25 protein-coding genes are annotated in these 26305 nt (G+C 60.2%); 16 read left to right on the top strand and 9 right to left on the bottom strand.

The annotated features are described in order from the left end of the window. The first annotated feature begins 45 nt into the window (after nt 1–45). Entirely contained in the window at nt 46–843 is a 798-nt protein-coding gene (locus P0D68_RS04855; protein WP_408295027.1) for a DedA family protein, read from the top strand. 875 nt (nt 844–1718) lie between these two features. Here P0D68_RS04855 and P0D68_RS04850 read toward each other — a convergent pair. The 3 genes from P0D68_RS04850 to P0D68_RS04840 all read right to left on the bottom strand — a co-directional run bounded on the left by P0D68_RS04850 (nt 1719) and on the right by P0D68_RS04840 (nt 3737). Next, nucleotides 1719–2126 carry a cupin domain-containing protein gene (locus tag P0D68_RS04850; RefSeq protein ID WP_408295024.1) on the bottom strand — a complete coding sequence of 136 codons (408 nt, stop codon included), beginning with the start codon at nt 2124–2126 and terminating at the stop codon, nt 1719–1721. A gap of 71 nt (nt 2127–2197) precedes the next feature. After that, nucleotides 2198–2677 (bottom strand): carboxymuconolactone decarboxylase family protein, encoded by a 480-nt coding sequence (locus P0D68_RS04845; protein ID WP_091805789.1) that lies wholly within the window; start codon nt 2675–2677, stop codon nt 2198–2200. A 178-nt stretch (nt 2678–2855) separates the two neighbouring features. Further along, a complete protein-coding gene (locus P0D68_RS04840; protein WP_408295223.1) occupies nt 2856–3737 on the bottom strand; it encodes an RNA polymerase sigma-70 factor in 882 nt (293 codons plus the stop codon). A gap of 423 nt (nt 3738–4160) precedes the next feature. Here P0D68_RS04840 and P0D68_RS04835 point away from each other — a divergent pair, with 423 nt between their 5' ends. The 9 genes from P0D68_RS04835 (at nt 4161) to P0D68_RS04795 (ending at nt 13617) form a co-directional block, all read left to right on the top strand. Next, nucleotides 4161–5162, top strand: coding sequence for a bestrophin family protein (locus P0D68_RS04835; protein ID WP_408295021.1), 1002 nt, complete (start codon nt 4161–4163; stop codon nt 5160–5162). Between the two features lie 116 nt (nt 5163–5278). Continuing rightward, a complete protein-coding gene (locus tag P0D68_RS04830) occupies nt 5279–7651 on the top strand; it encodes a bifunctional salicylyl-CoA 5-hydroxylase/oxidoreductase (protein WP_408295018.1) in 2373 nt (790 codons plus the stop codon). After that, nucleotides 7648–8421 (top strand): SDR family NAD(P)-dependent oxidoreductase, encoded by a 774-nt coding sequence (locus P0D68_RS04825; protein ID WP_408295015.1) that lies wholly within the window; start codon nt 7648–7650, stop codon nt 8419–8421. The genes P0D68_RS04830 and P0D68_RS04825 overlap by 4 nt, the downstream gene beginning before the upstream one ends. After that, entirely contained in the window at nt 8418–8978 is a 561-nt protein-coding gene (locus P0D68_RS04820) for a MarR family winged helix-turn-helix transcriptional regulator (RefSeq protein ID WP_408295012.1), read from the top strand. The genes P0D68_RS04825 and P0D68_RS04820 overlap by 4 nt, the downstream gene beginning before the upstream one ends. Before the next feature lie 25 nt (nt 8979–9003). Beyond that, nucleotides 9004–9855, top strand: coding sequence for an enoyl-CoA hydratase family protein (locus P0D68_RS04815; protein ID WP_408295009.1), 852 nt, complete (start codon nt 9004–9006; stop codon nt 9853–9855). A gap of 1 nt (nt 9856) precedes the next feature. After that, the gene (locus tag P0D68_RS04810; RefSeq protein WP_408295006.1) at nt 9857–11065 is read left to right on the top strand and encodes an acyl-CoA dehydrogenase family protein; all 1209 of its coding nucleotides are present in this window, start codon (nt 9857–9859) and stop codon (nt 11063–11065) included. Next, the gene (locus tag P0D68_RS04805; RefSeq protein WP_091805765.1) at nt 11062–11505 is read left to right on the top strand and encodes an acyl-CoA thioesterase; all 444 of its coding nucleotides are present in this window, start codon (nt 11062–11064) and stop codon (nt 11503–11505) included. Before P0D68_RS04810 ends, P0D68_RS04805 begins: the two co-directional genes overlap by 4 nt. Continuing rightward, entirely contained in the window at nt 11502–11897 is a 396-nt protein-coding gene (locus tag P0D68_RS04800; RefSeq protein ID WP_091805762.1) for a RidA family protein, read from the top strand. The genes P0D68_RS04805 and P0D68_RS04800 overlap by 4 nt, the downstream gene beginning before the upstream one ends. 79 nt (nt 11898–11976) lie before the next feature. Then, nucleotides 11977–13617, top strand: a complete 1641-nt coding sequence (locus tag P0D68_RS04795) for an AMP-binding protein (RefSeq protein WP_408295220.1) — start codon at nt 11977–11979, stop codon at nt 13615–13617. A 94-nt stretch (nt 13618–13711) separates the two neighbouring features. Here P0D68_RS04795 and P0D68_RS04790 read toward each other — a convergent pair whose 3' ends face one another. Then, nucleotides 13712–14566 carry a LysR family transcriptional regulator gene (locus P0D68_RS04790; protein ID WP_408295001.1) on the bottom strand — a complete coding sequence of 285 codons (855 nt, stop codon included), beginning with the start codon at nt 14564–14566 and terminating at the stop codon, nt 13712–13714. 111 nt (nt 14567–14677) lie between these two features. On the opposite strand from P0D68_RS04790, the gene P0D68_RS04785 reads away from it, so the two are divergent. The 5 genes from P0D68_RS04785 (at nt 14678) to P0D68_RS04765 (ending at nt 20675) form a co-directional block, all read left to right on the top strand. Continuing rightward, nucleotides 14678–15664 carry a zinc-dependent alcohol dehydrogenase family protein gene (locus P0D68_RS04785; protein ID WP_408294998.1) on the top strand — a complete coding sequence of 329 codons (987 nt, stop codon included), beginning with the start codon at nt 14678–14680 and terminating at the stop codon, nt 15662–15664. Nucleotides 15665–15891: 227 nt separating this feature from the next. Then, a complete protein-coding gene (locus P0D68_RS04780; protein WP_408294995.1) occupies nt 15892–17115 on the top strand; it encodes a dienelactone hydrolase family protein in 1224 nt (407 codons plus the stop codon). 73 nt (nt 17116–17188) lie between these two features. Further along, entirely contained in the window at nt 17189–17866 is a 678-nt protein-coding gene (locus tag P0D68_RS04775; RefSeq protein ID WP_091805746.1) for a glutathione S-transferase, read from the top strand. Nucleotides 17867–18127: 261 nt separating this feature from the next. Beyond that, complete coding sequence (locus P0D68_RS04770; RefSeq protein ID WP_091805743.1) at nt 18128–19630, top strand: DHA2 family efflux MFS transporter permease subunit; 1503 nt, start codon at nt 18128–18130, stop codon at nt 19628–19630. Nucleotides 19631–19841: 211 nt separating this feature from the next. Beyond that, nucleotides 19842–20675, top strand: a complete 834-nt coding sequence (locus P0D68_RS04765) for an AraC family transcriptional regulator (RefSeq protein WP_408294991.1) — start codon at nt 19842–19844, stop codon at nt 20673–20675. A gap of 77 nt (nt 20676–20752) precedes the next feature. On the opposite strand, the gene P0D68_RS04760 is transcribed toward P0D68_RS04765, so the two are convergent. The 4 genes from P0D68_RS04760 to P0D68_RS04745 all read right to left on the bottom strand — a co-directional run bounded on the left by P0D68_RS04760 (nt 20753) and on the right by P0D68_RS04745 (nt 24770). Beyond that, nucleotides 20753–21469, bottom strand: coding sequence for an aldolase (locus tag P0D68_RS04760; protein ID WP_408468059.1), 717 nt, complete (start codon nt 21467–21469; stop codon nt 20753–20755). 4 nt (nt 21470–21473) lie between these two features. Beyond that, a complete protein-coding gene (locus tag P0D68_RS04755) occupies nt 21474–22814 on the bottom strand; it encodes an MFS transporter (RefSeq protein WP_408294985.1) in 1341 nt (446 codons plus the stop codon). Nucleotides 22815–22915: 101 nt separating this feature from the next. Then, the gene (locus P0D68_RS04750; RefSeq protein ID WP_408294982.1) at nt 22916–23815 is read right to left on the bottom strand and encodes a LysR family transcriptional regulator; all 900 of its coding nucleotides are present in this window, start codon (nt 23813–23815) and stop codon (nt 22916–22918) included. Nucleotides 23816–24140: 325 nt separating this feature from the next. Then, nucleotides 24141–24770 carry a TetR/AcrR family transcriptional regulator gene (locus P0D68_RS04745; protein ID WP_408468058.1) on the bottom strand — a complete coding sequence of 210 codons (630 nt, stop codon included), beginning with the start codon at nt 24768–24770 and terminating at the stop codon, nt 24141–24143. Between the two features lie 215 nt (nt 24771–24985). Between P0D68_RS04745 and P0D68_RS04740 the strand changes: the two genes are divergently transcribed. After that, nucleotides 24986–25297, top strand: a complete 312-nt coding sequence (locus P0D68_RS04740; protein WP_408294976.1) for an H-NS histone family protein — start codon at nt 24986–24988, stop codon at nt 25295–25297. 119 nt (nt 25298–25416) lie between these two features. Here P0D68_RS04740 and P0D68_RS04735 read toward each other — a convergent pair whose 3' ends face one another. Next, complete coding sequence (locus P0D68_RS04735; protein WP_091805723.1) at nt 25417–26241, bottom strand: IclR family transcriptional regulator; 825 nt, start codon at nt 26239–26241, stop codon at nt 25417–25419. Nucleotides 26242–26305 lie beyond the last annotated feature (64 nt).

Below are 26305 nucleotides of genomic sequence, written 5' to 3'. Positions count from 1 at the left end.
GCCATCGGCGCTGCACCGAGTTCAAATCGCATTCAGATTCGCTTCATGCGCCATCAACGCAAACGATTTCTTAATTCACCAGAAACAAGTACTGATAAATCTCATGCTGATCTTTCCCGCTCGAATGCTACGACCACGACAAAATCATTTCCACAGGATTACCCAATGTTTACCCATGAGTTGCTTTCCCAGTATGGAGCGTTGATCATATTCTTCAGCGTGCTAGCCTCGTCGCTCGGTCTACCGTTTCCCTCCATCGCAGCCCTGATGACGGTCGGCGCGAGCATCGCTACTGCAAGATATGACCTCGCGCGCGCGCTGCTCCACTTCGCCATTCTGCTCGCCGCCGCCGTTTCCGGTGGAGTTCTTGGCGACTTGCTCTGGTTTCAAGGCGGCAAGCGCTACGGCAGACGCGCCCTTCAGTTGGTATGTAGGCTGTCGTTCGTGAAGCAATCAAGCGTTGCCAGGTTCGAGTGCTTCTTTTCTCAACGTGGCGCGCGTGCATTAATGATTGTCCGTTTCGTGCCCGGCCTTTCGTTGGTCGCCGTTCCTCTTTGCGGAGCAATGGCAATTAAAACGCGCTCCTTTATTTTGCACGACTGCGCCAGCGTATGCATATGGGCATGCACTGGTCTCCTCGCAGGTGCGCTGCTGGCCGATCGACTCCACGCATTGTTCGCACGCGTTCACCAATCTGGATGGCAGGTGTCGTTGTTGGGCATCGTCGCGGTGGGTCTTCTTTGCCCTGTATGGTTTGCTCATAGGGCTCGCACACGCCCCCCGGTCGTAGACAGGCAAGCGGGAACGCCCCTCTATGCCGCCGACATCGCGGGTTATTGCTGATCAACGCGGGACCACAGCGGCACGAACACCGCAGGCCCTCACTCAAGCTTCGAATAGCCCAAATTCGTCTAGTCCGATATTCGTAAGCCTTGTGTCTTTTCTCGTCACCAGGCACATGGTTTCGCGCAAACACAGAATTGAGTCTTCAGTCTCACTGCCTTGCAGCACCCCATGGTTGGTCGAACCGGGAGTGGAAATTTGAGCAATGCCAGACTCAGACGTCTGCTCATACGCATTGTTTCCAGGATTCACGAGATCATCAGGATTGTCGAAGGTCGCGAGTTCGACCTGGCCAAGGCAAGCGTAGCGCCGCTCCAAAACGAGGCGGTCAATACCCCGTCAGGGCCAACGGAGAACGACGTGATTCGCGTCACTTCTCGGAAATCGACTCGCGCACAGGCGTTTGAACACACGGCGCTGACACACTGGCAACGTTTGATCGAGGTCCCGTTGGCTTGTGCCGGTCTGGACGTCGTGAGCCGCCTGTCACAGCTAGACGAGCGCTCTTCCGTTCGAAGAGTGACGTCCGCGCGTGTCGACGCGGCGCCATTGGGACGATAGACCCGGCGGCACAGTGTGAGCCAAGGTCTGGTGATGGGTGTCGTGCCCTTCAATGAAGATGAAATGGACCCAGCCGCGCAAAGCATGGCCGCAGCCTTACGGGAGAGCACATGAGCAGTTCAACCGAGGCAAGCCGGCACCTGTTGACGCCGCTTACGGCAAAGTCTAATGCTTCCAATCTCTGTGGCGGATGCATCTGGGCGCGCTTTACCTGCGCAGATCCGCCGGAAGTGGAAGCGGCTCGCGACGACGCGAACGCCGATGCCCTTGACAAGCCAAACAGGCAAAATCAGAGCGTCGCCGCACGAGCGTGCTTACTTCTCTGGCACGAGAACAGGCGCCCCCTTGTTCTTCAGAAGAAGCACGATGAACTTCGCGGGTTGCGTCTGGCTCGCGTTGCGCCCGACGGTGTGCACGTCGTTAGGACCTTCATAGAAAGTCTGTCCAGGCGTGAGCGTGACCTCCTTGCCGCCCTTGACCTGCATCACGATCGAACCCTCCAGCACATAGACGAAGGCGTCCGCGTAATGCCGATGAACTGGGTCGACAGAACCCGGCGGATAGGTCACGGTGATCATCAGCGCTTCCTTGCCCGGAAAGTCGTCGAGCGGCTTTGTCATCAGCGGTGTCACGACGGCTTCAGGAGCCGCCGCACAGGCCCCGCCGATATGCGCGCCCGCGACGACGAGCATTACGATTGCGGTGTTCTTTAGTGAAAACATGATGTGCCTGCCAAATAACGCGTTCCGCACATGCGGAACGACGGTGGAAAGGAACAGAAGAACCAGACGGTTCAGGTGAGGTTAGCCTTGTCGAGGCCGAATACCTTGTCGGCCGAACCCGGCACGGTCCTGAATGCGACGTTCGCGCGGTTCCATGCGTTGATCGACATGATTTCGTACGTCAGGTCGGACAGTTCCTTCTCGGAGAACTGGGTACGCACGCGTTCGTAGATATCGTCCGGCACGCCCAGCTCGGCAAGCTTGGTCAACGCTTCAGTCCACGCGAGTGCGGCGCGCTCGCGCGGCGCGAAGAGCGTCGATTCGCGCCACACCGCCAGGTGATGGAGTCGCAGTTCACGCTCGCCGTGCAGGCGTGCTTCCTTGACGTGCATGTCGACGCAAAAGCCACAGCCATTGATCTGTGACGCGCGGGTCGAAACGAGATCGCGGATCGATTGTTCGATTGCGCTGTCCTTCAGTTGATTGCTGAACTCAAGGAATTTCTTGAACAGTTCCGGCGATTGCTGAATGTAGTTGATACGCTGTGTCATGGACTTCTCCTGGTGAGTACTCGCGCCTGGCGGATGTCGTCAGCGGCAATGCGCCGCACGAAGTCATCGTAGGTCGACGTGGCGTAGCGCGGTAGACCCGCAAACGGGATCACGGTGTTGTCTCTTTGGCACCAATCAAACGCAACCTGGCGCGCACAGGCAGGAGAAATAGCAGCGTTCAGGTGTTGCAGTGTGCCGCGGCGATACGCGCCAGCTTGTCGGGATTACGCTGCACGAGAATACGGACGATGCGCGTGCCATCCGTTTCGAATGACTGCGCCGATTCGAGCTCGCCCTCGACAAATCGCAGCAGCGCCCATTGACCGTTGAGCATCACGAGCTTGACGCGGAGTTCGCTGCCGTAGCGCCGGTACGAGGCGTAGAAAAGCTGTGCGATGCGCCGGCCGCCCACCATCGGCTTCGGAAAACTCGGCACCTTGCCGCCGCCGTCGCCGATCAGCATTGCGTCGTCGGTCAGCAACGCATTGATCGCGGTGAAATCGCCGCGCTCCAGCGCCTGCGCGAACGTCTGCAGCAGGCGGAGATGCGTTTCGCGCGGCACGGCATAGCGTGGCCGCTCTTCGCGTAGTTGCGCTTTGGCGCGGCTGACCAGTTGGCGGCACGCGGCTTCCGTCTTGCCGATGGTTTCGGCGACTTCGTCATAGTCCGCGTCGAATACCTCGCGTAGCAGGAACGCTGCGCGTGCCTCCGGGGTCAACCTCTCGAGCAGCATCAGAAAGGCCACGGAGACGTCGTCGGCGCGTTCCTTGACCCCTTCTGGCGTAGCAGAAGGGTCGGTCATTTCAGGTTCCGGCAACCATATACCTGAATAATGCTCACGTTGAATTTTTGCGGCGCGAAGACGGTCGATGCACAGGCGCGTCGCAACCGCGACGAGCCACGCCTCAACATTTTCGATGGCCTCCCGGGGCGCCGCATGCCAGCGCAGCCAGACGTCCTGCACGATATCTTCGGCCTCGGCAATCGACCCCAGCATCCGATACGCAATCTTGTGTAACCGAGGGCGAAGCCCATTGAAGGCACGAGCGTCGTCATTCATGAACATGATCTCTCCAGCCGTGTGAATACATGAGCGCCGGTCCAATAACGCTCCGACACCAGGATATTGCCACGCATGGAATTGAAGTGGCCGTGTGAGACGTTGTTGGCCGGATGGTCCGAGCATAGTGCGACGCCGGAATCGAACCTGGCCGTCAGCATATGCATGTCTTGCCCTCAACAGAAGACCAAAAACGGACGCTTCGGTGTTGTCTAAAGAACAACAGTCACAACTTGGGTCAACCATTTAGCATGAAGTCTGACGAAAGATTTTTCGGTCATATGTCACAGAATTCGAGCGTGCAACGTCTTAGTGGGGAGCGGTCCGGACGGTACCAATTGGACGAGGAACGTGGCGCTGCTGGGTGCGCACGTTGTCCGCGTCCTTTTTCACTACTCACCTACGGTAGCCTGAGACACAAAAATGCACCTTGGAAAATCCTATAAGCTATTGGAGTTTTTGATCTGGACTCGGCGACAAATCTACGGACTTCTCGTTTGCGGTTCTGTACCGGTCGTTCTGTACAAGTTTTTCGGTCTTACATGGCTGTCGGTACCTCTGACGATTGTGGTTTTGCTCGGAACCGCAACGTCGTTTATCGTTGGCCTCAAAAACGTTCAGACATACAACAGGGCAATGGACGCCCTCGACATCTGGATTGACATCTTGAGCAGAAGCCGCCGCTGGGGCCAGGCCGCACGGGATCTTGTCAAAGACGAAGACATTTCCCGAAAACTGGTGTATCGACACCTTGCCTGGCTGACCGCGTTGAGATATGAACTGCGTCGACCCCGTATCTGGGAAAGCACGAGCAGGCGTCCCAACGCTGAATATCGTCGGTTCTATCGTGTGCCGGAGTGGGAAAGAGACATTAGCGAATTATTGCCAGAATATTTGTCTCCCTCGGAAACCGCGCAAGCCCTTTCCTCCACTTCTATCGCTACATTCATTCTGAGCCTGCAAGGCGCTTCGCTCAAGATGCTTCACATTGCGGGGCACCTGAATTCAAGCTTCTATATGGAGCTCCAAAAGGCGGTTGGGGATTTCATGGATCTCCAGTCGAGATCGGAACGTTTCAAGAATTTCCCCTATCCACGTCAATATGCAACGGTCAGTTCGCTATTCGTGAGGTTCTTCTGTTTGCTTTTTCCATTCGGGCTGCTTCACGAATTCGATAAGCTGAATGATGGAGTGAGTGGCTTCATGCATGGCAACATGGTATGGCTGGTGGTGCCATGCAGTGTCGCGGTATCGTGGATGTACACGTCGCTCGAACAAGTTGGGGAAAGCACGGAGAATCCGTTTGAAGGCGGCGCAAATGACGTTCCCATTTCAACGCTGTGTCGCATCATTGAGCGCGATCTGAAAGAGATGCTCGGAGAACATGCGGACGATCTATCGAGCCAGCCAATCATTGCGCTATAGAGAATACCGGCACAAGCGTCGGGGCTGCCTAGCGGGAACTTCATCGATTACTTGACATCTAAACTATCTAAGCCTAAATTATCCCCATCGGCAGCGTTCACATTTGGGGAACAAGCATGCGCATCGTTTGTATTGGCGGCGGCCCGGCCGGGTTGTACTTCGGTCTGTTGATGAAGGGCCGTAACCCGGCCTACGATGTCACGGTAGTCGAGCGCAATCGCCCCTACGACACCTTCGGCTGGGGCGTCGTCTTCTCCGACCAGACGCTCGGCAACCTGCGCGCCGCCGACGCCCCCAGCGCCGACGCGATCCTCGGCGCCTTCAATCACTGGGACGACATCGAGATCAATTTCCGCGGGCAGCAAATCCGTTCGTCGGGTCACGGCTTTTGCGGCATCGGCCGTAAGCGCCTGCTGAATATCCTGCAAGCGCGCTGCGAAGAACTGGGCGTGAAGCTGGTCTTCGAAACCCAGGTTACGGACGACAGCGTCTACGAAGCCGATCTGATCATCGCCTGCGACGGCGCCAACAGTGCGATCCGTCAAAAGTACGCGGCCACGTATCGCCCCGCCGTCGACATGCGCGATTGCCGCTTCGTGTGGCTCGGCACGAAAAAACTTTTCGACGCTTTCACCTTCGCCTTCGAAGAAACCGAATTCGGCTGGTTCCAGGCGCATGCCTATCGTTTCGACGATCAGACTTCCACTTTCATCGTTGAAACGCCGGAGCGCGTGTGGCGCGCCGCCGGTCTCGACGAAATGAGCAAGGAAGACAGCATTGCCTTTTGCGAAAAGCTGTTCGCCAAGTATCTGGACGGCAATGCGTTGCTGTCGAACGCGGCGCATTTGCGCGGCTCGTCGCAATGGATTCGCTTCCCACGCGTGGTCAACGAAGAATGGGTGCATTGGCGCGGCAACGCGGACGGCACCCAAACGCCTGTCGTCCTCATGGGCGACGCCGCGCATACTGCCCATTTTTCGATCGGCTCGGGTACCAAACTCGCACTCGAAGATTCGATTGAACTCGCCAACAGCATCCGCGCGCATCCCGGCGATCTCGCCGCTGCCTTGAAGGACTATACGGACGTCCGCAGCATCGACGTATTGCGTATTCAGAATGCCGCGCGCAATTCGACGGAATGGTTCGAGCATGTCGACCGCTATACGTCGTTCGAGCCGGAACAGTTTGCGTATTCGCTGCTCACGCGCTCGCAGCGCATTTCGCACGAAAATCTGCGTGAGCGCGACGCCAACTATCTATCCGGCTTCGAAGACTGGCTGGCCCGGCGCTCAGGCGTGGAACGCGCGCCGGAGAAGCATTCCGTGCCGCCCATGTTCACGCCCTTCACCTTGCGCGGCGTCACGTTGAAAAACCGTGTGGTGGTGTCGCCCATGGCGCAATATTCGGCCGTCGACGGCATTGCGGGCGACTATCACCTGATGCATCTCGGCGCCCGTGCAATGGGCGGTGCGGCGCTCGTCATGACGGAAATGACCTGCGTCTCGCCCGAAGCGCGTATCACGCCCGCGTGTCCCGGCATGTATGCGCCTGAACATGTCACCGCGTGGAAGCGTATTGTGGATCTCGTGCACCGTCAGTCGGATGCGAAGATCGGCATTCAACTCGGCCATTCCGGCGCGAAGGGCTCGACTCGCGTCGCATGGGAAGGCATCGATCAACCGCTGACGGAAGGCAACTGGCCGCTCGTCTCGGCATCGCCGCAACAATATCTGCGCGGCGTCAGCCAGCATTCGCGCGAAGCCACGCAAAACGAGTTGCGCGAAATCGAAGCGCAATTCGTCCGCGCTACGCAAATGTCCGCCGAAGCAGGTTTCGACTGGCTCGAACTGCATTGCGCGCACGGCTATTTCCTGTCGAGCTTTCTGTCGCCGCTGACCAATCATCGCACTGACGAATACGGCGGTTCGCTGGAGAATCGTCTGCGCTACCCGCTGCAGGTTTTCAAGGCGATTCGCGCGGTGTGGCCGCAAGACAAACCGATTTCCGTGCGTATTTCCGCGAACGACTGGGTCGAAGGCGGCACCACGCCCGACGACGCGGTCCAGATCGCGCGAGCCTTCAAGGCCGCCGGCGCCGACATGATCGACGTGTCGTCGGGCCAGGTCAGCAAGGAAGAAAAGCCCGTATTCGGCCGCATGTTCCAGACGCCGTTCGCCGACCGCGTTCGCAATGAAGCGGGAATCGCGACCATCGCGGTCGGTGCGATCTCCGAGGCGGATCACGTGAACAGCATCATCGCCGCAGGCCGCGCGGACCTGTGCGCGATTGCCCGCCCGCATCTGGCCAATCCCGCCTGGACGTTGAACGAAGCAGCCAAGATCGGCTATTTCGACGTGACATGGCCGAAGCCCTATACCGCGGCGAAATCGCAACTCGAACGCAACCTTGAACGCGAGCGCGCCCAAGCCGCTGCGAACGTGGGTCTGTCGCCGCAAGAACGTGCGCAACGCGCCGAAGGAACCACGTGAACACACTCCATTCGACGCTCGCCGGGCAGCACGCAGTGGTCACGGGGGGCGGCAGCGGAATTGGCGCTGCGATTGCAGAAGCCCTGCTACGCGCTGGCGCGCGTGTCACGTTGATGGGCCGCAACGCGGAGCGGCTCGACGCGCAGCGCGAGAAATGCAGCGCATTGGGCAACGTGGCTTGCATCAGCGTCGACGTCGCGCAAGAAGACTCCGTTGCGAATGCGTTCCGCGAAGCCGGCGCGGTCGATATCCTCGTCAACAACGCGGGGCAGGCGCAGGCCGCACCGTTCATCCACACCGACATGGCGCTCTGGCAGCGCATGCTGGACGTGAACCTCACCGGCGTCTTTCTCGGCACGCGCGCGGTATTGCCCGGTATGCTCGAACGCGGTCATGGCCGCATCGTCAACGTGGCAAGCACGGCAGGACAGATCGGCTATGCGTACGTCGCCGCCTATTGCGCCGCGAAGCATGGCGTGATCGGTCTCACGCGTTCGCTTGCGCTGGAAGTGGCGACCAAAGGCGTCACCGTCAATGCCGTTTGCCCTGGTTATACAGAAACGGAACTGCTGCACGCCTCGCTTGAACAGATCACCAGCAAGACTTCGCGCACCGAACAGCAGGCGCGCGAAACCTTGCTTCGCTCGAATCCGCAACATCGCTTCGTGAGTCCCGAACAGGTCGCCAATGCAGTGCTTTGGCTCTGCCAGCCCGGCTCGGACGCCGTCACGGGGCAATCCCTTTCCATCTCCGGTGGAGAAGTCATGTGACCAAGTCAACGAACATCAGGAAGCCCCCAGCGGCGGCTGAAACGAAACCGCCGCGCAAAGGCGTCGCCAAACCCGCGGAGAACGTCGTGGACCTCGAAATGAGCACGGGCGCGGATAGTCACATGGGCTTGCGTCTGTGGCTGCGCATGCTGACCACGACCAATCTCGTGCAGGCCGAATTGCGCAAGCGCCTGCGCAACGAATTCGATACCACATTGCCGCGTTTCGATTTGATGGCGCAGTTGGAGCGTCATCCGGAAGGCCTGAAGATGACCGAGCTTTCCCGTCGTTTGATGGTGACGGGCGGCAACATCACCGGCATTACGGATCAGCTCGAGAAAGAAGGACTCGTGTCACGCGACACCGACCCGAACGACCGCCGCTCGATCAGCGTGTGCCTGACACCGGCGGGTCGCAAGGCGTTCGACAAGATGGCGGTCGCGCATGAGCAATGGGTAGTCGAACTGTTCGGTGGTTTGAGCCTCGATGAAAAATCGCGCACTCATCAGCGTCTCGGCAAACTCAAGAAACATCTGCTCGACAGTCTGAAAGACTGATTCGCATCGAAACGAGGAGACATTCATGACACGATCCAACGCCGACGCCCTACTGGCCGGCAACCGCCTCACGTTGGCGAACTATGAAGCGCGGCACTTCGGCTGGTCGGTCGCCGACAAAGTCGCGACGATCACGCTGAATCGCCCCGAACGCAAAAACCCGCTGACCTTCGAGTCGTATGCGGAATTGCGCGACCTGTTCCAGCAATTGACCTATGCGACCGACGTCAAAGCAGTGGTCATTCACGGTGCAGGTGAAAACTTCTGTTCCGGCGGCGACGTGCACGACATTATCGCGCCGCTGATCGATCTGCCCATGCCGGAGCTGCTGCTCTTCACGCGCATGACCGGCGATCTCGTGAAGGCCATGCGCCATTGTCCGCAGCCGGTGATCGCGGCCGTCGACGGCGTTTGCGCCGGTGCCGGCGCCATCCTCGCGATGGCGTCCGACATGCGGCTCGGCACCGCCCGCAGCAAGCTCGCCTTTCTGTTCTCCCGAGTCGGCCTCGCCGGCTGCGATATGGGCGCTTGCGCGATCCTGCCACGCATCATCGGCCAGGGGCGCGCCGCCGAACTGCTCTTCACTGGCCGCTCGGCAAGCGGCGACGAAGGCCACGCATGGGGTTTCTACAACCGGTTGTGCGAACCTGCCGCGCTGCTTGAAGACGCGCAGAAGCTCGCCGCCGATCTCGTCGCGGGTCCGACCTTCGCGCATGGCATCACGAAGAAAATGCTGCATCAGGAATGGAGCATGAGCATCGACGAAGCGATCGAATCGGAAGCGCAAGCGCAGGCGATCTGCATGAGCACGCGCGATTTCGAACGTGCATATAGCGCGTTTGCTGCGAAGTCGCGTCCTGTGTTCGAGGGAGACTGAATTGAGCGCCAACACCGAACTGGATCTGCATAGCGCGCTGGCGTGGCCATTCTTCGAGCCGCGCCATCGCGAACTGGCCGCGGGTATCGAAGCGTGGTGCCACGCGAACCTTTCGCACCAGGATCACAAGGACGTGGACGCCACCTGCCGTCATCTGGTGCGTGAACTCGGCGCGGCGGGCTGGCTGACATATGGCGTGGGCGGCGTAGCCTACGGCGGCCACGGCGACACGATCGACACGCGCGCCGTCTGCCTGCTGCGCGAAACACTCGCCAAACACTCCGGACTTGCGGACTTCGCACTGGCGATGCAAGGACTCGGTTCGGGCGCCATCTCGCTCGGCGGCACGCACGAACAAAAGGCGCGCTATCTGCCGCGCGTCGCCAACGGCACGGCTATCGCGGCGTTCGCGCTGTCCGAGCCCGAGGCTGGATCGGACGTCGCCGCCATGGCGCTCTCCGCTCGCGAAGACGGCGACGCCTACGTGCTCGACGGCGACAAAACGTGGATCTCTAACGGCGGCATCGCCGATTTCTATGTGGTGTTCGCGCGAACCGGCGAAGCCCCGGGCGCACGCGGCATCAGCGCATTCATCGTGGATGCGGATACGCCGGGGCTGGAAATCGCCGAGCGCATCGACGTGATCGCGCCGCATCCGCTCGCGCGTTTGCACTTTGCTGGAGCGCGCGTACCGCGCAGCCAGATGCTCGGTGCGCCCGGCGAAGGCTTCAAGCTCGCCATGCGCACGCTGGATATTTTCCGCACGTCGGTGGCGGCGGCGTCGCTCGGTTTTGCTCGTCACGCGATGGCCGAAGGTCTCACGCGGGCCGCCTCGCGCAAGATGTTCGGGCAGACGCTTGGCGATTTTCAACTGACGCAAGCCAAACTCGCACAGATGGCCTTGACCATCGACAGCAGTGCGTTGCTGGTCTATCGCGCGGCCTGGTTGCGCGACCAGGGCGAAAACGTCACACGCGAAGCCGCGATGGCGAAATGGCACGCGAGCGAAGGCGCGCAACAGGTGATCGACGCCGCCGTGCAACTCTATGGCGGCATGGGCGTGCAAAGCGGCACGGCCGTCGAGATGCTGTATCGCGAGATTCGCGCGCTGCGCATTTACGAAGGCGCAACCGAAGTACAGCAACTGATTGTCGGACGCGATCTGTTGAAAGCACATGCTGCCGCCACTGCCGGAGCCCATACGCAATGAGCGCATCTTTCGAACGGCCCGTGCGGATCCGCTTCTCGCATTGCGACCCGGCCGGCATTGTGTTTTTTCCGCAATATCTGGTGATGACCAACGCGCTGGTCGAAGACTGGTTCAACGAAGGTCTGCACATCGACTACGCGCAGATGATCGCTCAACGCCGCGTCGGCTTGCCGATCGTCAAACTCGATTGCGAGTTTTCGCGGCCGAGCCAGATGGGCGAAACGATCACGCTGACTCTCAAGGTCGAGGCGATCGGCCGTCGCTCGATCAGGATCGAGATTGTCGGCCATTGCAACGGCGAAACCCGCTTCCGCGCGAAACAGGTGCTCGTCACGACTTCGCTAGAAATCGGCACCTCCATTGATATTCCCACCGACATCGCGAGCGCGCTCGCGACGTTCGCCCCACAGCCCGACTCCATTGAGGCGCATCGCTCATGAAAAAAGCTCTTCTCCCCGCCGGCTGGGTCAAACCGCGTGGCTACGCGAATGGCGTCGCGGCGACCGGCACACAGGTGTTCATTGCCGGCCAGATCGGCTGGGACGAACAGGCGCGCTTCCAGACCACCGACTTCGCCGCGCAAGCCATCCAGGCGCTCAAGAATGTGATCGCCGTTTTGCACGAAGCGGGCGGCAAGCCTGAGCACCTGGTGCGATTGACGTGGTACGTCACCGACAAACGCGAATATCTCGCGTCCTTGAAAGACATCGGCCGCGCGTTTCGCGAATTGATCGGCGACTACGACATCGCGATGAGCGCGGTGCAGGTCGTCGCGTTGATCGAAGACGAAGCGAAAGTCGAAATCGAGGCGACCGCCGTGGTCCCGCAGTAACAGAGCAACAAAGCACACGAAAAGAAACCACCAAGCCAACCGAAGCGCATTTAGCCGGCTCAACGCCCGGGAGACCATGATGGAACCGTCAGCACACGTCGATACCTTCGCGCGCGACAATCTTCCGCCGCAGGATCAATGGCCTGTCTTTCTGCTCGACAACCCTGACGTTGCCTACCCGGCGCGCTTGAACTGCGCGACGGAGTTGCTCGACAGAACCATTGAGGCGGGCCACCGCGATCGTCCCGCGATCTGGTCCGATGTGGACGGCGCCCCACGCGCCACGACGTATGGTCAACTGTTGGCGCTGGTGAATCGCAGCGCGCATGTGCTGGTCGATGAAATGGGGTTAAAGCCCGGCAACCGTGTTCTGCTGCGTGGGCCAAACTCGCTGCATATGGCCGTGACGGCACTCGCGGCGCTCAAGGTCGGCCTCGTCGTGGTGCCGACCATGCCTTTGCTGCGAGCCAAGGAACTGAAACAGATCATCGACAAGGCGCAGGTTAGCGCGGCGTTGTGCGACGCCCGCCTGACCGCCGAACTGGCACGCTGCACCGATCCGCAAGACGAGTTCTATTGCGCAGGCCTGAAGCAAACGCGCCTCTTCCACGACGACGCACCGGATTCGCTCGACACGCTCGCGATCAACAAGCCCGACCACTTCACCGCGTGCGACACCGCCGCCGACGACGTCTGCCTGATCGCGTTCACCAGCGGCACGACGGGCGCGCCGAAGGGCTGCATGCACTTTCATCGCGACGTCGTCGCCATGTGCGATCTGTTTCCGCGTCATGTGCTCAAGCCCACGTCGAACGATATTTTTTGCGGCACGCCGCCGCTCGCGTTCACGTTCGGCCTCGGCGGCTTGCTGTGCTTCCCGTTGCGCGTGGGCGCTTCCACGGTGCTGATCGAGAAGCTCACGCCCGAGACTCTGCTGCAGACCGTTGAGCGGTTTCACGCGACCGTCATGTTCACCGCGCCGACCTTCTACCGGCAAATGGCGCCACTGGTTGCGCACCACGACATCTCGACCTTGAAGAAAACCGTATCGGCGGGAGAAGCGTTGCCCGATTCGACGCGGCGACTCTGGCACGACGCGACCGGTATCGACATGATCGACGGTATCGGCGGCACCGAGTTGATCCACATTTTCATTTCGGCGCAGGGTAACGAAATTCGCCCGCATGCGATAGGCCGCGCCGTGCCGGGTTACGTGGTGCAGGCCGTGGATGACGACATGCAACCGGTCGCGCCTGGCACGATCGGCAAGCTCGCGGTACGTGGCCCGACCGGCTGCCGCTATCTCGCCGACGAACGGCAAATGAAGTTCGTGCGCGACGGCTGGAATCTGCCCGGCGATTCGGTCTATCTCGACGAGGACGGCTATGTGTTCTACCAGGCGCGCGCAGACGACATGATCGTCTCCGCCGGCTACAACATCTCCGGCCCTGAAGTGGAAAGCGTCTTGCTGCAACACGACGCGGTGTCCGAATGCGGCGTGATTGGCGTGCCCGATGAAACCCGCGGCCAGATCGTCAAAGCGTTCGTCGTGGTCAATCCCGGTTACGTCGCGGACGGCAAGCTGGTCGCGCAACTACAGGATTTCGTGAAAACTAGCGTGGCGCCGTATAAGTATCCACGCGAAATCGTTTTCGTCGATGCACTGCCCCGTACCGAAACCGGCAAGCTCAAACGGTTCGAGTTGCGTACGATGGGTTAGTGCGCATTTCCCGGGCAACCATCCTGCACGGGAGCGCAGACTCACCGCATGGCCGCCACTTTCATGGCGGCCATGTCGATCGATCCGCGAACGATTAAATGTTCGATATGCGGTCGATGGCGAGATCGAGAAACGCCCGCAATCTGCCCAACCTGCGCAGATCGCGATGGTAGCCAAACCACACATCTCGTCCTGGCGGCGCTTCCCCAAGATCGATTCGTTCGATCCCGGCGGTGTTGTCGCCCAACGGGCAAGGCAGAACAGCCAGCCCGCCTCGTTCCGCGCACATGCGCGCCTGCGCCTCGCGGTTGTTGCTGCCGAAAGCCACATGCGCGTTCGGCAAAACTTCACGCAGCCATTTCACGTCGGGTAGCGTTTCAAAGGCGCTGTCCATGGTGAGCAGCGCGTATCCCGTACCGTCGCCGCGCTGCGGCGGCACGATGTTCAACGGGCCGTACAACGCGTAGTCCATTTTGATGAACTTGCGCTGGATGACGTCGGCTTCATCGAACGGCGTGATCCGGAATAGCAGATCGGCGTCGCGACGCGCCAGATTGAGCCGCCGCGAATCGGTCACGAGTTCGATCGACACCAACGGGTTCACACGCAGAAACTCCGCGACGACCGGCGTCAACACATGCACGCCAAACCAGTCCGACGACGAAATCCGCAGCAAGCCGGTAAGTTGCTGTTGCTTCCCCGCTAACGCGCGCTCGAACGCGTGCGCTTCGTCTTCCATCCGCTCGGCAGTGGCGAACACGGCGGAGCCCTCTTCCGTCAGCACGAAGCCGTCCGCTGTGCGCTGAAACAGCGTCTGCCCGACCGATGCCTCCAGCATCCGCAGCCTGCGGCCGATAGTCGGCTGGGTCTGGCCAACCTGCCTTGCGGCGCGGCCCAACGTTCCCTCGCGGGCAATTGCCAGAAAGATCCGAACGTCGTTCCAGTCCATATATATCCATGCAATTTTGTTTAGACAACGTGCAAAAACGTCGATTTACATACTTTCTCGCATGAACCACTATTAATCAAGCCGTTCCGGCACACCATCGAGAGAAATGTCATGACTATGCAAGCGCTTGTGCTCAACCGTTACAACGGTCCTCTGGAACTTACCGACCTCCCGACGCCGACAGCCGAACGCGGGCAGGTGTTGGTGCGCGTGAAGGCTGCCGGCCTCAATCCGCTGGACACCAAAATCCGCTCGGGTAACGCCGCGCATGCGAAGCACCCGCTGCCGCTGGTGCTTGGCATCGACATGGCCGGGACTGTCGAGGCAGTCGGCGAAGGCGTGAGCGGCTTCAGCGTCGGCGATGACGTATACGGCATGACCGGCGGTGTGGGTGGCTTGCAGGGCTCGCTTGCGCAGTTCCAGGCCGTGGACGCACGATTGCTCGCTCATAAGCCGAAGAATCTCTCGATGAAAGAGGCCGCGGCGATTCCTTTGAGCTTCATCACTTCCTACGAAGGCATCGCGGACCGGGCGAAGTTGCAGGCGGGTCAAACGGTGCTCGTGCAGGGCGGCGCAGGAGGCGTCGGCCATGTTTCGGTTCAGCTGGCGATTGCGATGGGCGCACAGGTCTTCGCGACGGTCAGCGCAAAGGATCTGGACGTGATCAAAGCGTATGGCGCTACGCCGATTGACTATCGTGCGAACTCGGTCGAAGCGTATGTCGATGCGTTGACCCAAGGCGAAGGGTTCGATCTCGTCGCCGATACCGTGGGTGGCGCTTCACTCGATGCTTCGTTCAAAGCCGTTAAGCAATTTGGTCACGTTGTCAGCGCATTGGGCTGGGGAACGCATGCGTTGGCTCCGTTGTCTTTCCGTGAGGCCACGTATTCGGGTGTCTTTACGCTGTCGCCGCTGCTCACCGGCAAACATCGCGAGCACCACGGCGACATGCTGCGTATAGCGGCCCGACTCATCGAGGAAGGCAAGCTGGTGCCGAAGCTGGACTCACGCAGTTTCGACTTCGGCAACGTGGAGCTTGCTTACCAGTCGATTGTCGATGCGACGAACACCGGAAAGATCGTGGTCGACGTGAAATAAGAACCGGGCGGGAATGTACCGTACGACGAAACGGGTCGCGCATTCGCGGGATTTCGGGAAAAATAGCGAGGCGTCGTAGAGATACCCTCGCGTCATCGTTATTGCCGGTGCATTGCCGCATAGCGAAACCGGCAAGCTCGAACGCTTCGAGTTGCAGACGATGGCCTGGCTCACATTCCCCAGGCAATCATTTTGCGTGGGATCGTTTTGCATGGGAGACACACCGCATGACCGCCTCTTTCATCGAAGTCGTCGCCCAGGATGGCGGCCGGTTCAACGCCTACGTCGCCCGTCCGGCGCAAGGGTCGGGACCGGGACTCGTGCTGCTGCAGGAAATTTTCGGCATCAACGACATCATGAAGGCGACGGCCGACCGCTTCGCCGAAGAAGGTTACGTCGTGCTGGTGCCGGACCTGTTCTGGCGGATCAAACCGGGCATCGATCTCGGTTATGGCGAGGCCGACATGAAACAGGCGCTCGATTATCTCGGCCAGTTCGACACAGACCTGGCCATCGACGATATCGCCGCCACCATCGCGGCGTTGCGCACCCTGCCCGAACAGGCCGGCAAGGTAGGCACAGTGGGTTACTGTCTTGGCGGCAAGCTCGCGTTCCTGAGCGCCGCGCGCACCGATATCGACTGCGCGGTCAGCTACTACGGCGTGGGCCTCGAAGCGTATCTGGATGAAGTGCCGGCGATTCGCTGCCCGATGGTGTTTCACTTCCCCGAAAACGACTCGCACTGTCCGCCGGCAACCCGCGAACGGATCAGCGCGGCGTTACGTACGCGGCCGCAGATCGAGCAATACGTGTATCCCGGTTGCGATCACGCGTTTGCCGCGCCGTCGCGCCCGCAATACGACAAACCCGCCGCGATGATGGCGTATTCGCGCACGCTTGCGCTGCTGCGCAAAGTGCTGGGGCCCGTCTACGATCTCAACGCGCTGTGGGAAGCTCACTGCTATTACGAGTTCGCCACGCGCGACGTGGACGCCGTCATGCCGACCATGGTCGCGCAGCCCTACGTCAATCACGTTCCGACCATGACCGGCGGTGTCGGCCATGACAACCTGAAGCGCTTCTATACGCATCACTTCGTCAACTCGAATCCCGCCGATACGAAGCTGATTCCGATTTCGCGCACCATTGGCGCGGATCGTATCGTCGATGAATTCATTTTTAGCTGCACACATAGCTGCGAGATCGACTGGTTACTACCGGGCGTCGCTCCAACCGGTAAGTATTTCGAGGTGCCCATGCTGGCTGTCGTGTGTTTTCGCGGCGACAAGCTCTATAACGAGCACATCTATTGGGATCAGGCTTCCGTACTCGTGCAGGTCGGCTTGCTGAACCCCGAGGGACTGCCGGTCGCCGGGATCGAAAGCGCGCGCAAACTGCTCGACGAAACGCTGCCGTCCAATCAGTTGATGGGCGCCAAATCACGCGTGTGAGCTGCGACTAGAGGCCTGCCTCTGCACAACGTCCTTATGATGTGACACTTCATTGGCCAACATCCCCCGACCCATGCTGACCGTTCATCATCTGAACAACTCCCGCTCGCAACGCGTCTTGTGGCTGCTCGAAGAACTTGGCGTGCCCTATGAGATCAAGCGTTACGAGCGCGATCCGAAAACGATGCTCGCGCCGCCCGAGTTGCGCGCGGTGCATCCGCTCGGCAAGTCGCCCGTCATTACCGACGATGGCCAGACTATCGCCGAGTCGGGCGCGATCATCGAATACCTGATCGACAAATACGGGCAGGGACGCTTTGCGCCGGCACCTGCCACGCCGGAGCGGCTGCGTTATACCTACTGGCTGCACTACGCGGAAGGTTCGGCGATGCCGCCGCTGCTGCTCAAACTCGTCGCGCTGCGCATTGCCAGCGCGCCGATGCCGTTCTTCGCCAAGCCAATTGCGCGCAAGATCGCCGCCACACTGCAATCGAGTTTTATCGATCCGCAGTTGAAGCTGCACCTCGGCTATATCAATCAGGAGTTGAGCAAGACCGGCTGGTTCGTCGGCAACGACTTCACGGCGGCGGACGTGCAAATGAGTTTTCCGCTCGAAGCCGCCACGGCGCGCGGCGGTATGGAAGGCCAGATTCCGGCGGTGGTCGATTTTCTCAAGCGCATTCATGCAAGACCGGCTTATCAGCGGGCGCTGGAACGTGGCGGCAAGTACGAATTGCTTGGCGGCGATTGAGATCTGCGCGGCCCTGGAAATCGTAGTTGTGGGCCAAAAGTCGCGGATGCTAGACTGGAAAATCCGATTGTCGGAAATGCGTCTCGTCAAACGCGTTTTTGACGACACGTTTTGCTAGCGCGTTTCGTCAGCGCTTTTCGTCCTCAACGCATGGCCCACTGGCTGGTCGGCGCTGCGCCGGGTTGCGTTTCTTTTGGCGCGTTGCCGACTTCAGCAGCCGCGCATCCGGCATCCATCGACCACGGCCAAGGAGCCGCCCGCATGACCCATTCCATCCACGGCAACAAACGCTGGCTCGCACTGATCGTGCTGTGCCTTGGCGTGCTCATGATCGTGCTCGATACCACGATCGTGAACGTTGCGCTACCGTCCATCGCGGCGGATCTCGGTTTTACCGAAACGTCGCTCGTGTGGGTGGTCAATGCGTACATGCTGACCTTCGGCGGCTGTCTGCTGCTCGGTGGACGGCTCGGTGATCTGTATGGACACCGCAAGTTGTTTCTTATCGGCATCACGTTGTTTACGTTGGCGTCGCTTGCGTGCGGCATTTCGAACTCGCAAGTGCTGCTCGTGTGCGCGCGGGCCGTTCAAGGTGTGGCGGGCGCTATCGTCTCTGCTGTTTCGCTATCGCTCATCATGAATCTGTTCACCGAACCCGGCGAGCGAGCGAAAGCCATGGGCGTGTACGGCTTCGTGTGCGCGGGCGGCGGCAGCATCGGCGTGTTGCTCGGTGGGTTGCTCACCAATCTGCTGAGCTGGCACTGGATCTTTCTCGTCAATCTGCCGATCGGCATCGCTGTGTACGCACTGTGTGTTGCGCTGTTGCCGTCGGCGCGCGGGCATGCGCATGGAGAGAAGCTCGACGTGGCCGGCGCGGTGTCCGTCACCGTTTCGCTGATGCTCGCCGTCTATGCCGTCGTGAATGGCAATGAAGCTGGGTGGACTTCGGCGCAGACGCTCGGCTTGCTGTTCGCCGCGTTGGCGCTGCTTGCCGTGTTTCTGGTGATCGAATCGCGCGTCCAGCACCCGTTGATGCCGCTCGGTCTGTTCCGCTTGCGCAATGTTGCGACGGCGAACGTGGTCGGCGTGCTGTGGGCGGCTGCGATGTTTGCGTGGTTCTTTATTTCCGCGCTGTATCTGCAGCGCGTGCTCGGTTATCGGCCGTTGCAGGTCGGGCTCGCGTTTTTGCCGGCTAATCTGATCATGGGGTTCTTTTCGCTTGGGCTGTCGGCGCGGGTGGTGATGCGCTTCGGGCTGCGTGTTCCGCTTGCGGTAGGGCTGCTGGTCGCGGCGTGCGGTCTTGCGTTGTTTGCCCGAGCGCCGGTTGGCGGCAGCTTTGTGCTCGATGTCATGCCGGGGATGATTTTGCTGGGCTTCGGCGCCGGTATTGCGTTCAATCCGATGCTGCTGGCCGCTATGAGCGATGTCGATCCGAGTGATTCAGGACTCGCGTCCGGAATCGTTAATACGTCGTTCATGATGGGTGGCGCGCTTGGGCTTGCGGTACTGGCGAGTCTTGCTGCGGCGCGGAGTGAGGCGATGCTCGGGGCGGGTGATGCCGTGGCCGCGCTGAATAGTGGGTATCACGTCGCGTTTTTGTTCGGGGCGATTTTTGCGGCTGCGGCGGGGGTGATGGGTGGGGTGTTGTTGCGGACGGGGGTGGCGAGTGGAGTTCAACACGAAAGCCACGCTGACCAGCACGCGCCAGCCACAGAAGGGCAGTCGAGAGCCGCTGGAAACAATGCCGCAAGCGAGAATTATTGAGCAGCCGTAGACCTGTTGTCGGGCGGCTGGGTTAGTACGTTTCGATTGGGACTTGTGTGGGAGCAAGGCACTGTTTGACGATGAACGGTCCGAAAGCGATCAGGCTGAGCATGGCGGCTCCAAGCCGCTTCGCTGTTGAAAACCGCAAGCAGGATCAAATACGGCCGCCTGCGTCGAGCTATGCTGGTTCCATGCTGACATGAGATCCCACATGAACCCGGTTGGAAAAGCGCTGTGGTTTATCGAAAGCCACTTTGCCCGCGAGTTGTCACTGGAAGACATCGCCGACTGCGGATGCGTGTCGCGCTTTCATCTGGCGCGCGCCTTCGAAGCGGCTACAGGGTTTTCGGTGATGCGTTATGTTCGCGGGCGTCGGTTGAGCGAATCGGCGCGCCGCCTGGCAAGCGGCGCACCAGACATTCTCGCGGTCGCCATCGAAGCCGGCTACGGTTCTCACGAGGCATTCACGCGCGCATTTCGCGAGCAATTCGGGCTCACGCCCGACGCGCTGCGCGCGCGTGGCCATCTCGACAATCTCGCCCTCGTGGAGCCGATCAAAATGGACGAAACCCTTCTAGCCCATCTCGAACCCCCGCGCTTTGAAGACGGTAAAGCGCTTCTGGTTGCGGGCCTGAGCGAACGCTACACGTGCGAAACCTCCGCTGCGATTCCATCGCAATGGCAGCGCTTCAACCAGTACTTCGGCAAAGTGCCGGGCCAGATAGGCAATGTAGCGTATGGCGTCTGCTACAACGCCGACGACGCCGGCAACATCGACTACCTATGCGGCGTCGAAGTCGGCGATTTCTCGGCCCTGCCACGCGAGCTGAGCCGCTTGCGCATTCCCCCGCAACGCTACGCGGTGTTCAGTCACCGCGAGCATGTTTCGGCCATCCGTCGCACCTGGAACACGATCTGGAATCAATGGTTGCCGGCATCGGGACATGTGCCTGCGGATGCGCCGAATTTCGAGCGATATGACGAGAAGTTCGATCCGGTGAGTGGAATGGGCGGGCTCGAGATCTGGTTGCCGTTGAAGATATGATCGACGCGATTGTCGACACGCGGGTGGATGCGTATCGCCCCCCCACCCACGCATAACCCGCACCCAACCCCACCTCATCAAACATCTCCCGCCCAATACGCGAACGTCGCATTAACGATCGCCGGTTGCAACAGGAAGTCGTGCGCCGCCTGCGCCAGATCTGCCCGCACGGGTTTGATCGTCCCGGCAGCCATCGCCAGCAAGGCGAGTTCGGCCGCGTTCTCCATCGAGACTGCGAGATAAATGCTTTCTTCAATCGAAGCACACGCACAGATATAGCCGTGATTGACAAGCAAAGCCGAGCGCCGGTCGCCTAATGCCGCGCTGATGATTCGGCCTTCTTCATCGTCGATTGGCACGCCGGGCCATTCCTCAAGAAAGCCGCAGTCGTTGTAGAACATGCAGGCGTCCATATGCGCGACCGGCAACGGTATACCCAGCATCGAGAGCGCGCTGATGTGTCGCGGATGCGTGTGCACAATCGCATGAACGTCCGGCCGATGGCGATAAACCCACGTATGAAACCTCACTGCCGGGTTCGGAGTTCCGTCGCCTTCCAACACCGTCAGTTCATCGTCCACCAGAATCATCGATGCGGGCGTCGCCTCTGCAAAGCTTTTTCCGAGAGCCGGCGTCCAGTATCCGCGGTTCGACGCATCGCGCCACGTGATCTGACCGGCGAGACTCGCCATATGACCTTTCGCGTGCAGGATGCGGCAGGCATCGGCGAGTTTTTCGAGTGGGAATGACGCTTGCGCGTTCCCGATGCCCGTAATGGTTGACCGTTGTTTCATTGAATCACTCTCCTTGCGAATGGGGCGGCGTTGGCGTCGTGGGGGCGCTTTTCATCAAACGTGTGCAAAGCACGGCGAGCGCCGCGAGTGCGCCGACATAGATCGCGATCGGCTGCAGACCGTGATATTGCGCCACCAGTGAAGTCGCCACGATCGGCGCCAGCCCGCCACCAATCGCCGCTGCAAACTGAATACCGATCGATATGCCGGAAAGCCTCACATTGACTGGAAACTGCGCGGCAAAGAGTGCCGACTGCGGACCGAATAGCAACGCATAGTTGAACCCTAGCGCAACAGCCACCGCAACCTGTAACGCCGTGAGGCTGCCGCTATCGATCCACCGCAGCAGAGGCACGACGCTAAGCGCCATGACGACAGCGCCGAACATATAGAACCGGCGTACGCCTACCCGGTCGGCCAGCCAGCCGAATAGCGGCAAGGTGACGATCTGGATTGCCGCGCCGATCATGACGGTCTGCAACACCGCGCTACGGCTGAATCCCAAACGCGTCGACGCGTAAGAAACCAGAAATACGGTGAGTACGTAGTAAAGCGTCACTTCGGGAAGCTTCGCGCCGATTGCCAGCAGCAATGACTTCTTATGACGCGTGAGCAATTGCCACAGCGGCACGTCTACCCGCTGTCGCCCGCTTGCGGCTTTTTCGAAGGCGGGCGACTCACCAACGCTTCGCCGTACGAATGCGCCTAGCAAGACCAGCGCGATGCTGGCAAGAAACGGAATACGCCATCCCCAGCTTTGAAAAGCCTCTTCCGGCAGTCGGCTCAAGAGACTGAACGCCGATGTAGAAAGAAGTAAGCCGATCGGCGGACCCATTTGAGGCAGGCTTCCGAAGAGGCCCGCGCGACTGGACGGCGCATGCTCGACTGCCATGAGCACGGCTCCGCCCATTTCGCCGCCCAGCGCGATGCCCTGCAAAATGCGCAGCGCGACGAGCAGCACCGCGGACCACGTGCCGATCACGGCGAAGTTCGGTATCAGACCAATCGCGATGGTAGAAAAGCCCATCAGGAACAGCGAGAAGGTCAGCACGGACTTGCGGCCGAGCCGATCGCCAAAATGCCCGAACAGGATGGCGCCGAGCGGCCGCGCGAACAGCCCGGTCGCGAATGCGCCGAACGACGCGAGTGTCGCGCTCGTCGGGTCGAGGTTGGGAAAGAACTGCCGGTTGAATACGAGCGCGGCGGCCGTGCCGTAGGCGATAAAGTCAAAGCCCTCGATGATCGATCCGACTGTGGCCGAGATGACCGCCTTATAGCGGGCCGGCAGCGGCGATCTGCGCGTTGTTGTGCTCACGCCTTCGAGCGCGGAAAACGGGTCGTTCACGGGTGATCTCCTCACTTCGGTGGTCGGCGGGAGGCGGCCGAACTGGCGTCAGTATTGGTCCGGTGAACGACGCGGGATATGTGCCCAGAAATAACTCTGGATTAACCTGAAGTTATCGCGCCTTGCGGGCCCGCGCGCAAGGCAATTTCAAGTGCGGCGTCGAACGCCCGCGACTGGCCGCGCACGCTGCGTGATATCGCGACCAGCCGGCGCGATGGGACCGCATTCAACGGCGTACGGCGCAGCCCACGATCTTCGACCATATCGCGCGGCAAGCTCTCCGGCAGGACAGTCACGCCACCGCTGATCGACACGAGCCGCAAACTTAGTTCGAGCGAATCGCATTCGATATACGGCTGCACACTGCCGCCCAGCGATCGTTCGACCATGCGGCGCAACGCGTAAGGTTTTGGCGGAAGGATCAGTTTCAGCGCGGCCAGGTTGGTCAATGCATGCGCGTCGGTATCGTCGTCCGCGGCGGTGTACAAGGCCAGCCGCTCTTCGAAAAGCGGTTCGCTGATTAGATCCGGCACATCCACTGCGGACTCGTAGACGAAGCCGATATCCGCTTTGCCGCGCTCCACGCTTTCGACCACGTTCGCGGAACTGTCGCAGTGAATAGTGAGGTGAACATCGGGATAGAGCGCGAGCATCTGCCGGCTCAACTCCGGAATGAAATACGCAATCAACGTTTGAACGGTTGCAATGCGCAGGGTCCCGCCATGCCGCGACAGATGCCCCGAATGTTCGAACGCGGCGTCGAGCGAATTCAGCAGCGGCTCGACTTTCAAAAAGAGCGCTTGACCGTCGGGCGTCAACTGCATGCCGCGGCCGTGGCGAAGAAATAGCTTCGTGTCGAGCGCTGCTTCGAGTGCGCGAATCTGCTTGCTCAGAGCGGGTTGCGTGATAGCGAGAATCTCGGCTGCCTCGCGCAGCGAACTCGCCTTCGCTACGGCGACGAACATGCGCAATTGATTGTCCCGGCTGGCAAGCGTTTTCATAGAAAGGAGGATTGGTGGATGAAATGCCGCTGGCGTACATGTTACCCATCCGGCGAGCCGATCGCGGCGGGCAGCATCGATCGACTGCGGATGTTGTCCGTGCAGTCGATGATCACGGCATGGACACGGTTCTATGATTGTCGGCGCTTTATGAGCCGACCCCGATCAGGAACAAGACCACAGCGAGACAGCGGTTGTCGGTAGTCTGGAAGACTGTGCCCAATGAGCTATATCGAGCGATGCGGCGCTGCACCGCATCTGCTTCGGAATGCGCTTCCCGTTCGTTCCGAGCCCTGAAGATTCGCTGCGAACCACAAGCAAAGGTTCATGAGCGCACAGATGGCGCCGCGGCTAACAAGCCGCGCAGAAACACCATGATCATATGGCCGATAGGTGCGTCGGAAAGCAGCGACCGCTGCAAAGCGAGGCCCTGCGAAAGCCCCATGAAGGACGCCGCCAAGACGGTCGGCGATTCGGGCGGCACTTTTTCCAGTCTGGCGAAGATCTGCCCGATGCAGTAGGCAAGGCCATCACGGTGAGCGTCCAGCAACGCCTGTGAGGCTTCTTCAAAAACGGGATTGCGACGTCCCTGAAGCTTGAATTCAACGCCCAACACCGACCACTCGGGCTCGGCATCGAGTGTCTGCGCCCAGACTTCCAACGCGCTCAAAATGTCGTCCGCGGACGCGGATGGGTCATTCAACGTACGGACGATATCGCCCACTTGCGCCTTAGACCGCTCTCGCATCAATTCGACGAACAGCTCTTCCTTGCTCGCGAAATTCGAATAGAAAGCGCCCTGCGTGTAGCCGGCTTCGGCCGCGATATCTCTTAGAGAAGTGGCGCCGAAGCCTCGCTCGACAAACAGCCGCTTCGCCGCGGCAAGCAAATGCGCGCGCGTTTGCAATCGGCTTTCTTCGCGGCTCAGGCGCGGGGGTGGGGTCGCCTTCTTCATGGCCGGAAGGATATCAGTTGATATTTAAAATTCAACTGGCTATTATTACGAATCCATTTCGCATATCACTTGATATGCGAAATCAGGAGCCTCGGGTGGTCCTCTGAGCGTGCTTACGTAACGCGATGAGGCGAGCCTGCGGAGTCAGCGTGCGAGCCAACCGCAAAGACCAGGGCGCAATGCAACAACCCGGTCATGTACTACGGAAAGAAAGCATGAGCAGCAGGGTAAAGATGTTGAAGCAGCAACTCGCGCAACTCGATGAGCGGATATCGGTCGCCTGGCAGCAGGAACAGAAAGCCGCGATCGAACACGTCCGGCAGGTCATGAACTTCTTCAACCTCGTGCCTAACCAGTTGCGCGTCGACCGGCGCGGCAGGTACAACACCAGGCCGCCTCAAATGAAGTATCAGGACCCCGTCACCGGCGCGACGTGGAGCGGCCGTGGCCGCGCGCCTTCGTGGATCCGCAACCGGCGCTACGACGATTTTCTGGTTAAGCAGCCTGACGACGCCGGATCGAACTAAGGGTTGCAGACGTTCAAGCGTATTCCATGCACCCTTGATCCGCGAGTTTGATAAGGATGCCTATCTCTTTGCGAATCGTCGTGGTACGCACGGAGTAACGTCGATCAAGCCGCCCGCCCTCAGGCAAGCGTTCTAATCGAGTTGCTGATACCGCGCGCGCAATCGATCACGGCGGGGGCCAAGCGTGCTTCAGCTTCCGCCGGCGTCCACCGGCTCGTCGGCGCGACGACGTGAACCGCACCGACCGGCCGACGCTCCCCGTCGAGCACCGGCGCCGCGATCGTCATATCGCCAATGAACAGTTCCTCGCGGTTCGACGCATAGCCATTGCGCCGTCCGAGCGCGAGCCGCGTCACGATCTCGTCGATATCCGTTACGGTGTACTGCGTATGCGCAACGCGATCGCTCGCGAGCAGCAGCGCATGTGACTCGTTTTCCGGAAGCGCCGCGAGATACGCTCTCCCAGACGCCGTGCAGTACATCGGAATGCGGCTGCCGATCGGCATGTGAATCGGCACGAACTTCATACACACGAAGCGCGCCACGTAGACCATATCGACGCCATCCGGCTCGGTCAGATTGGTCGTCTCGCCGGTGACATTGGTGAGTTCGGAAAGAAACGGATTGGCGACGTCGATCAACGTGTCCGCAGCCAGATAGTTGAAGCCGATCTGCATCACACGCGGCGCCAGTTGATAGCGCCTGGTACGCGGATGCTTACGCACGTAACCGAGTTTCTCCAGCGTGTAGATCATGCGCTGCGCGGAGCTTTTGGTGATGGCCGTGGCCTCCGCGACTTCCGGCAATGTCATCGACCTTCGCTGTGCACTGAACGCGCGCAGCACCGCGATGCCCTTCTCCAGCGACTGATTGAACAGTGCGTCCGGCGTTTCCTCCGGTTCCGGGGACACTTCCGGCGGTGCGCTGAGCGTCTTGCGTGTCATGGAATCACCCAATTGTTCTCTATCGTTGTTGACTCTAGCATATCGAATATCGATACGCAAATTT

This window comes from Paraburkholderia sp. RL17-380-BIE-A, assembly GCF_046028085.1.
GTDB lineage: Bacteria > Pseudomonadota > Gammaproteobacteria > Burkholderiales > Burkholderiaceae > Paraburkholderia.
The sequence above is the reverse complement of the archived record's forward strand: the minus strand, read 5'-3'. Positions and strand labels throughout refer to the sequence as shown.

Coding starts and splice junctions, on each gene's coding strand:
- P0D68_RS04855 (WP_408295027.1), top strand. CDS start 46: ATGCGCCATCAACGCAAACGATTTCTTAATTCACCAGAAACAAGTACT.
- P0D68_RS04850 (WP_408295024.1), bottom strand. CDS start 2,126: ATGTTTTCACTAAAGAACACCGCAATCGTAATGCTCGTCGTCGCGGGC.
- P0D68_RS04845 (WP_091805789.1), bottom strand. CDS start 2,677: ATGACACAGCGTATCAACTACATTCAGCAATCGCCGGAACTGTTCAAG.
- P0D68_RS04840 (WP_408295223.1), bottom strand. CDS start 3,737: ATGAATGACGACGCTCGTGCCTTCAATGGGCTTCGCCCTCGGTTACAC.
- P0D68_RS04835 (WP_408295021.1), top strand. CDS start 4,161: ATGCACCTTGGAAAATCCTATAAGCTATTGGAGTTTTTGATCTGGACT.
- P0D68_RS04830 (WP_408295018.1), top strand. CDS start 5,279: ATGCGCATCGTTTGTATTGGCGGCGGCCCGGCCGGGTTGTACTTCGGT.
- P0D68_RS04815 (WP_408295009.1), top strand. CDS start 9,004: ATGACACGATCCAACGCCGACGCCCTACTGGCCGGCAACCGCCTCACG.
- P0D68_RS04805 (WP_091805765.1), top strand. CDS start 11,062: ATGAGCGCATCTTTCGAACGGCCCGTGCGGATCCGCTTCTCGCATTGC.
- P0D68_RS04800 (WP_091805762.1), top strand. CDS start 11,502: ATGAAAAAAGCTCTTCTCCCCGCCGGCTGGGTCAAACCGCGTGGCTAC.
- P0D68_RS04795 (WP_408295220.1), top strand. CDS start 11,977: ATGGAACCGTCAGCACACGTCGATACCTTCGCGCGCGACAATCTTCCG.
- P0D68_RS04790 (WP_408295001.1), bottom strand. CDS start 14,566: ATGGACTGGAACGACGTTCGGATCTTTCTGGCAATTGCCCGCGAGGGA.
- P0D68_RS04785 (WP_408294998.1), top strand. CDS start 14,678: ATGACTATGCAAGCGCTTGTGCTCAACCGTTACAACGGTCCTCTGGAA.
- P0D68_RS04780 (WP_408294995.1), top strand. CDS start 15,892: ATGACCGCCTCTTTCATCGAAGTCGTCGCCCAGGATGGCGGCCGGTTC.
- P0D68_RS04775 (WP_091805746.1), top strand. CDS start 17,189: ATGCTGACCGTTCATCATCTGAACAACTCCCGCTCGCAACGCGTCTTG.
- P0D68_RS04770 (WP_091805743.1), top strand. CDS start 18,128: ATGACCCATTCCATCCACGGCAACAAACGCTGGCTCGCACTGATCGTG.
- P0D68_RS04765 (WP_408294991.1), top strand. CDS start 19,842: ATGAACCCGGTTGGAAAAGCGCTGTGGTTTATCGAAAGCCACTTTGCC.
- P0D68_RS04760 (WP_408468059.1), bottom strand. CDS start 21,469: ATGAAACAACGGTCAACCATTACGGGCATCGGGAACGCGCAAGCGTCA.
- P0D68_RS04750 (WP_408294982.1), bottom strand. CDS start 23,815: ATGAAAACGCTTGCCAGCCGGGACAATCAATTGCGCATGTTCGTCGCC.
- P0D68_RS04745 (WP_408468058.1), bottom strand. CDS start 24,770: ATGAAGAAGGCGACCCCACCCCCGCGCCTGAGCCGCGAAGAAAGCCGA.
- P0D68_RS04740 (WP_408294976.1), top strand. CDS start 24,986: ATGAGCAGCAGGGTAAAGATGTTGAAGCAGCAACTCGCGCAACTCGAT.
- P0D68_RS04735 (WP_091805723.1), bottom strand. CDS start 26,241: ATGACACGCAAGACGCTCAGCGCACCGCCGGAAGTGTCCCCGGAACCG.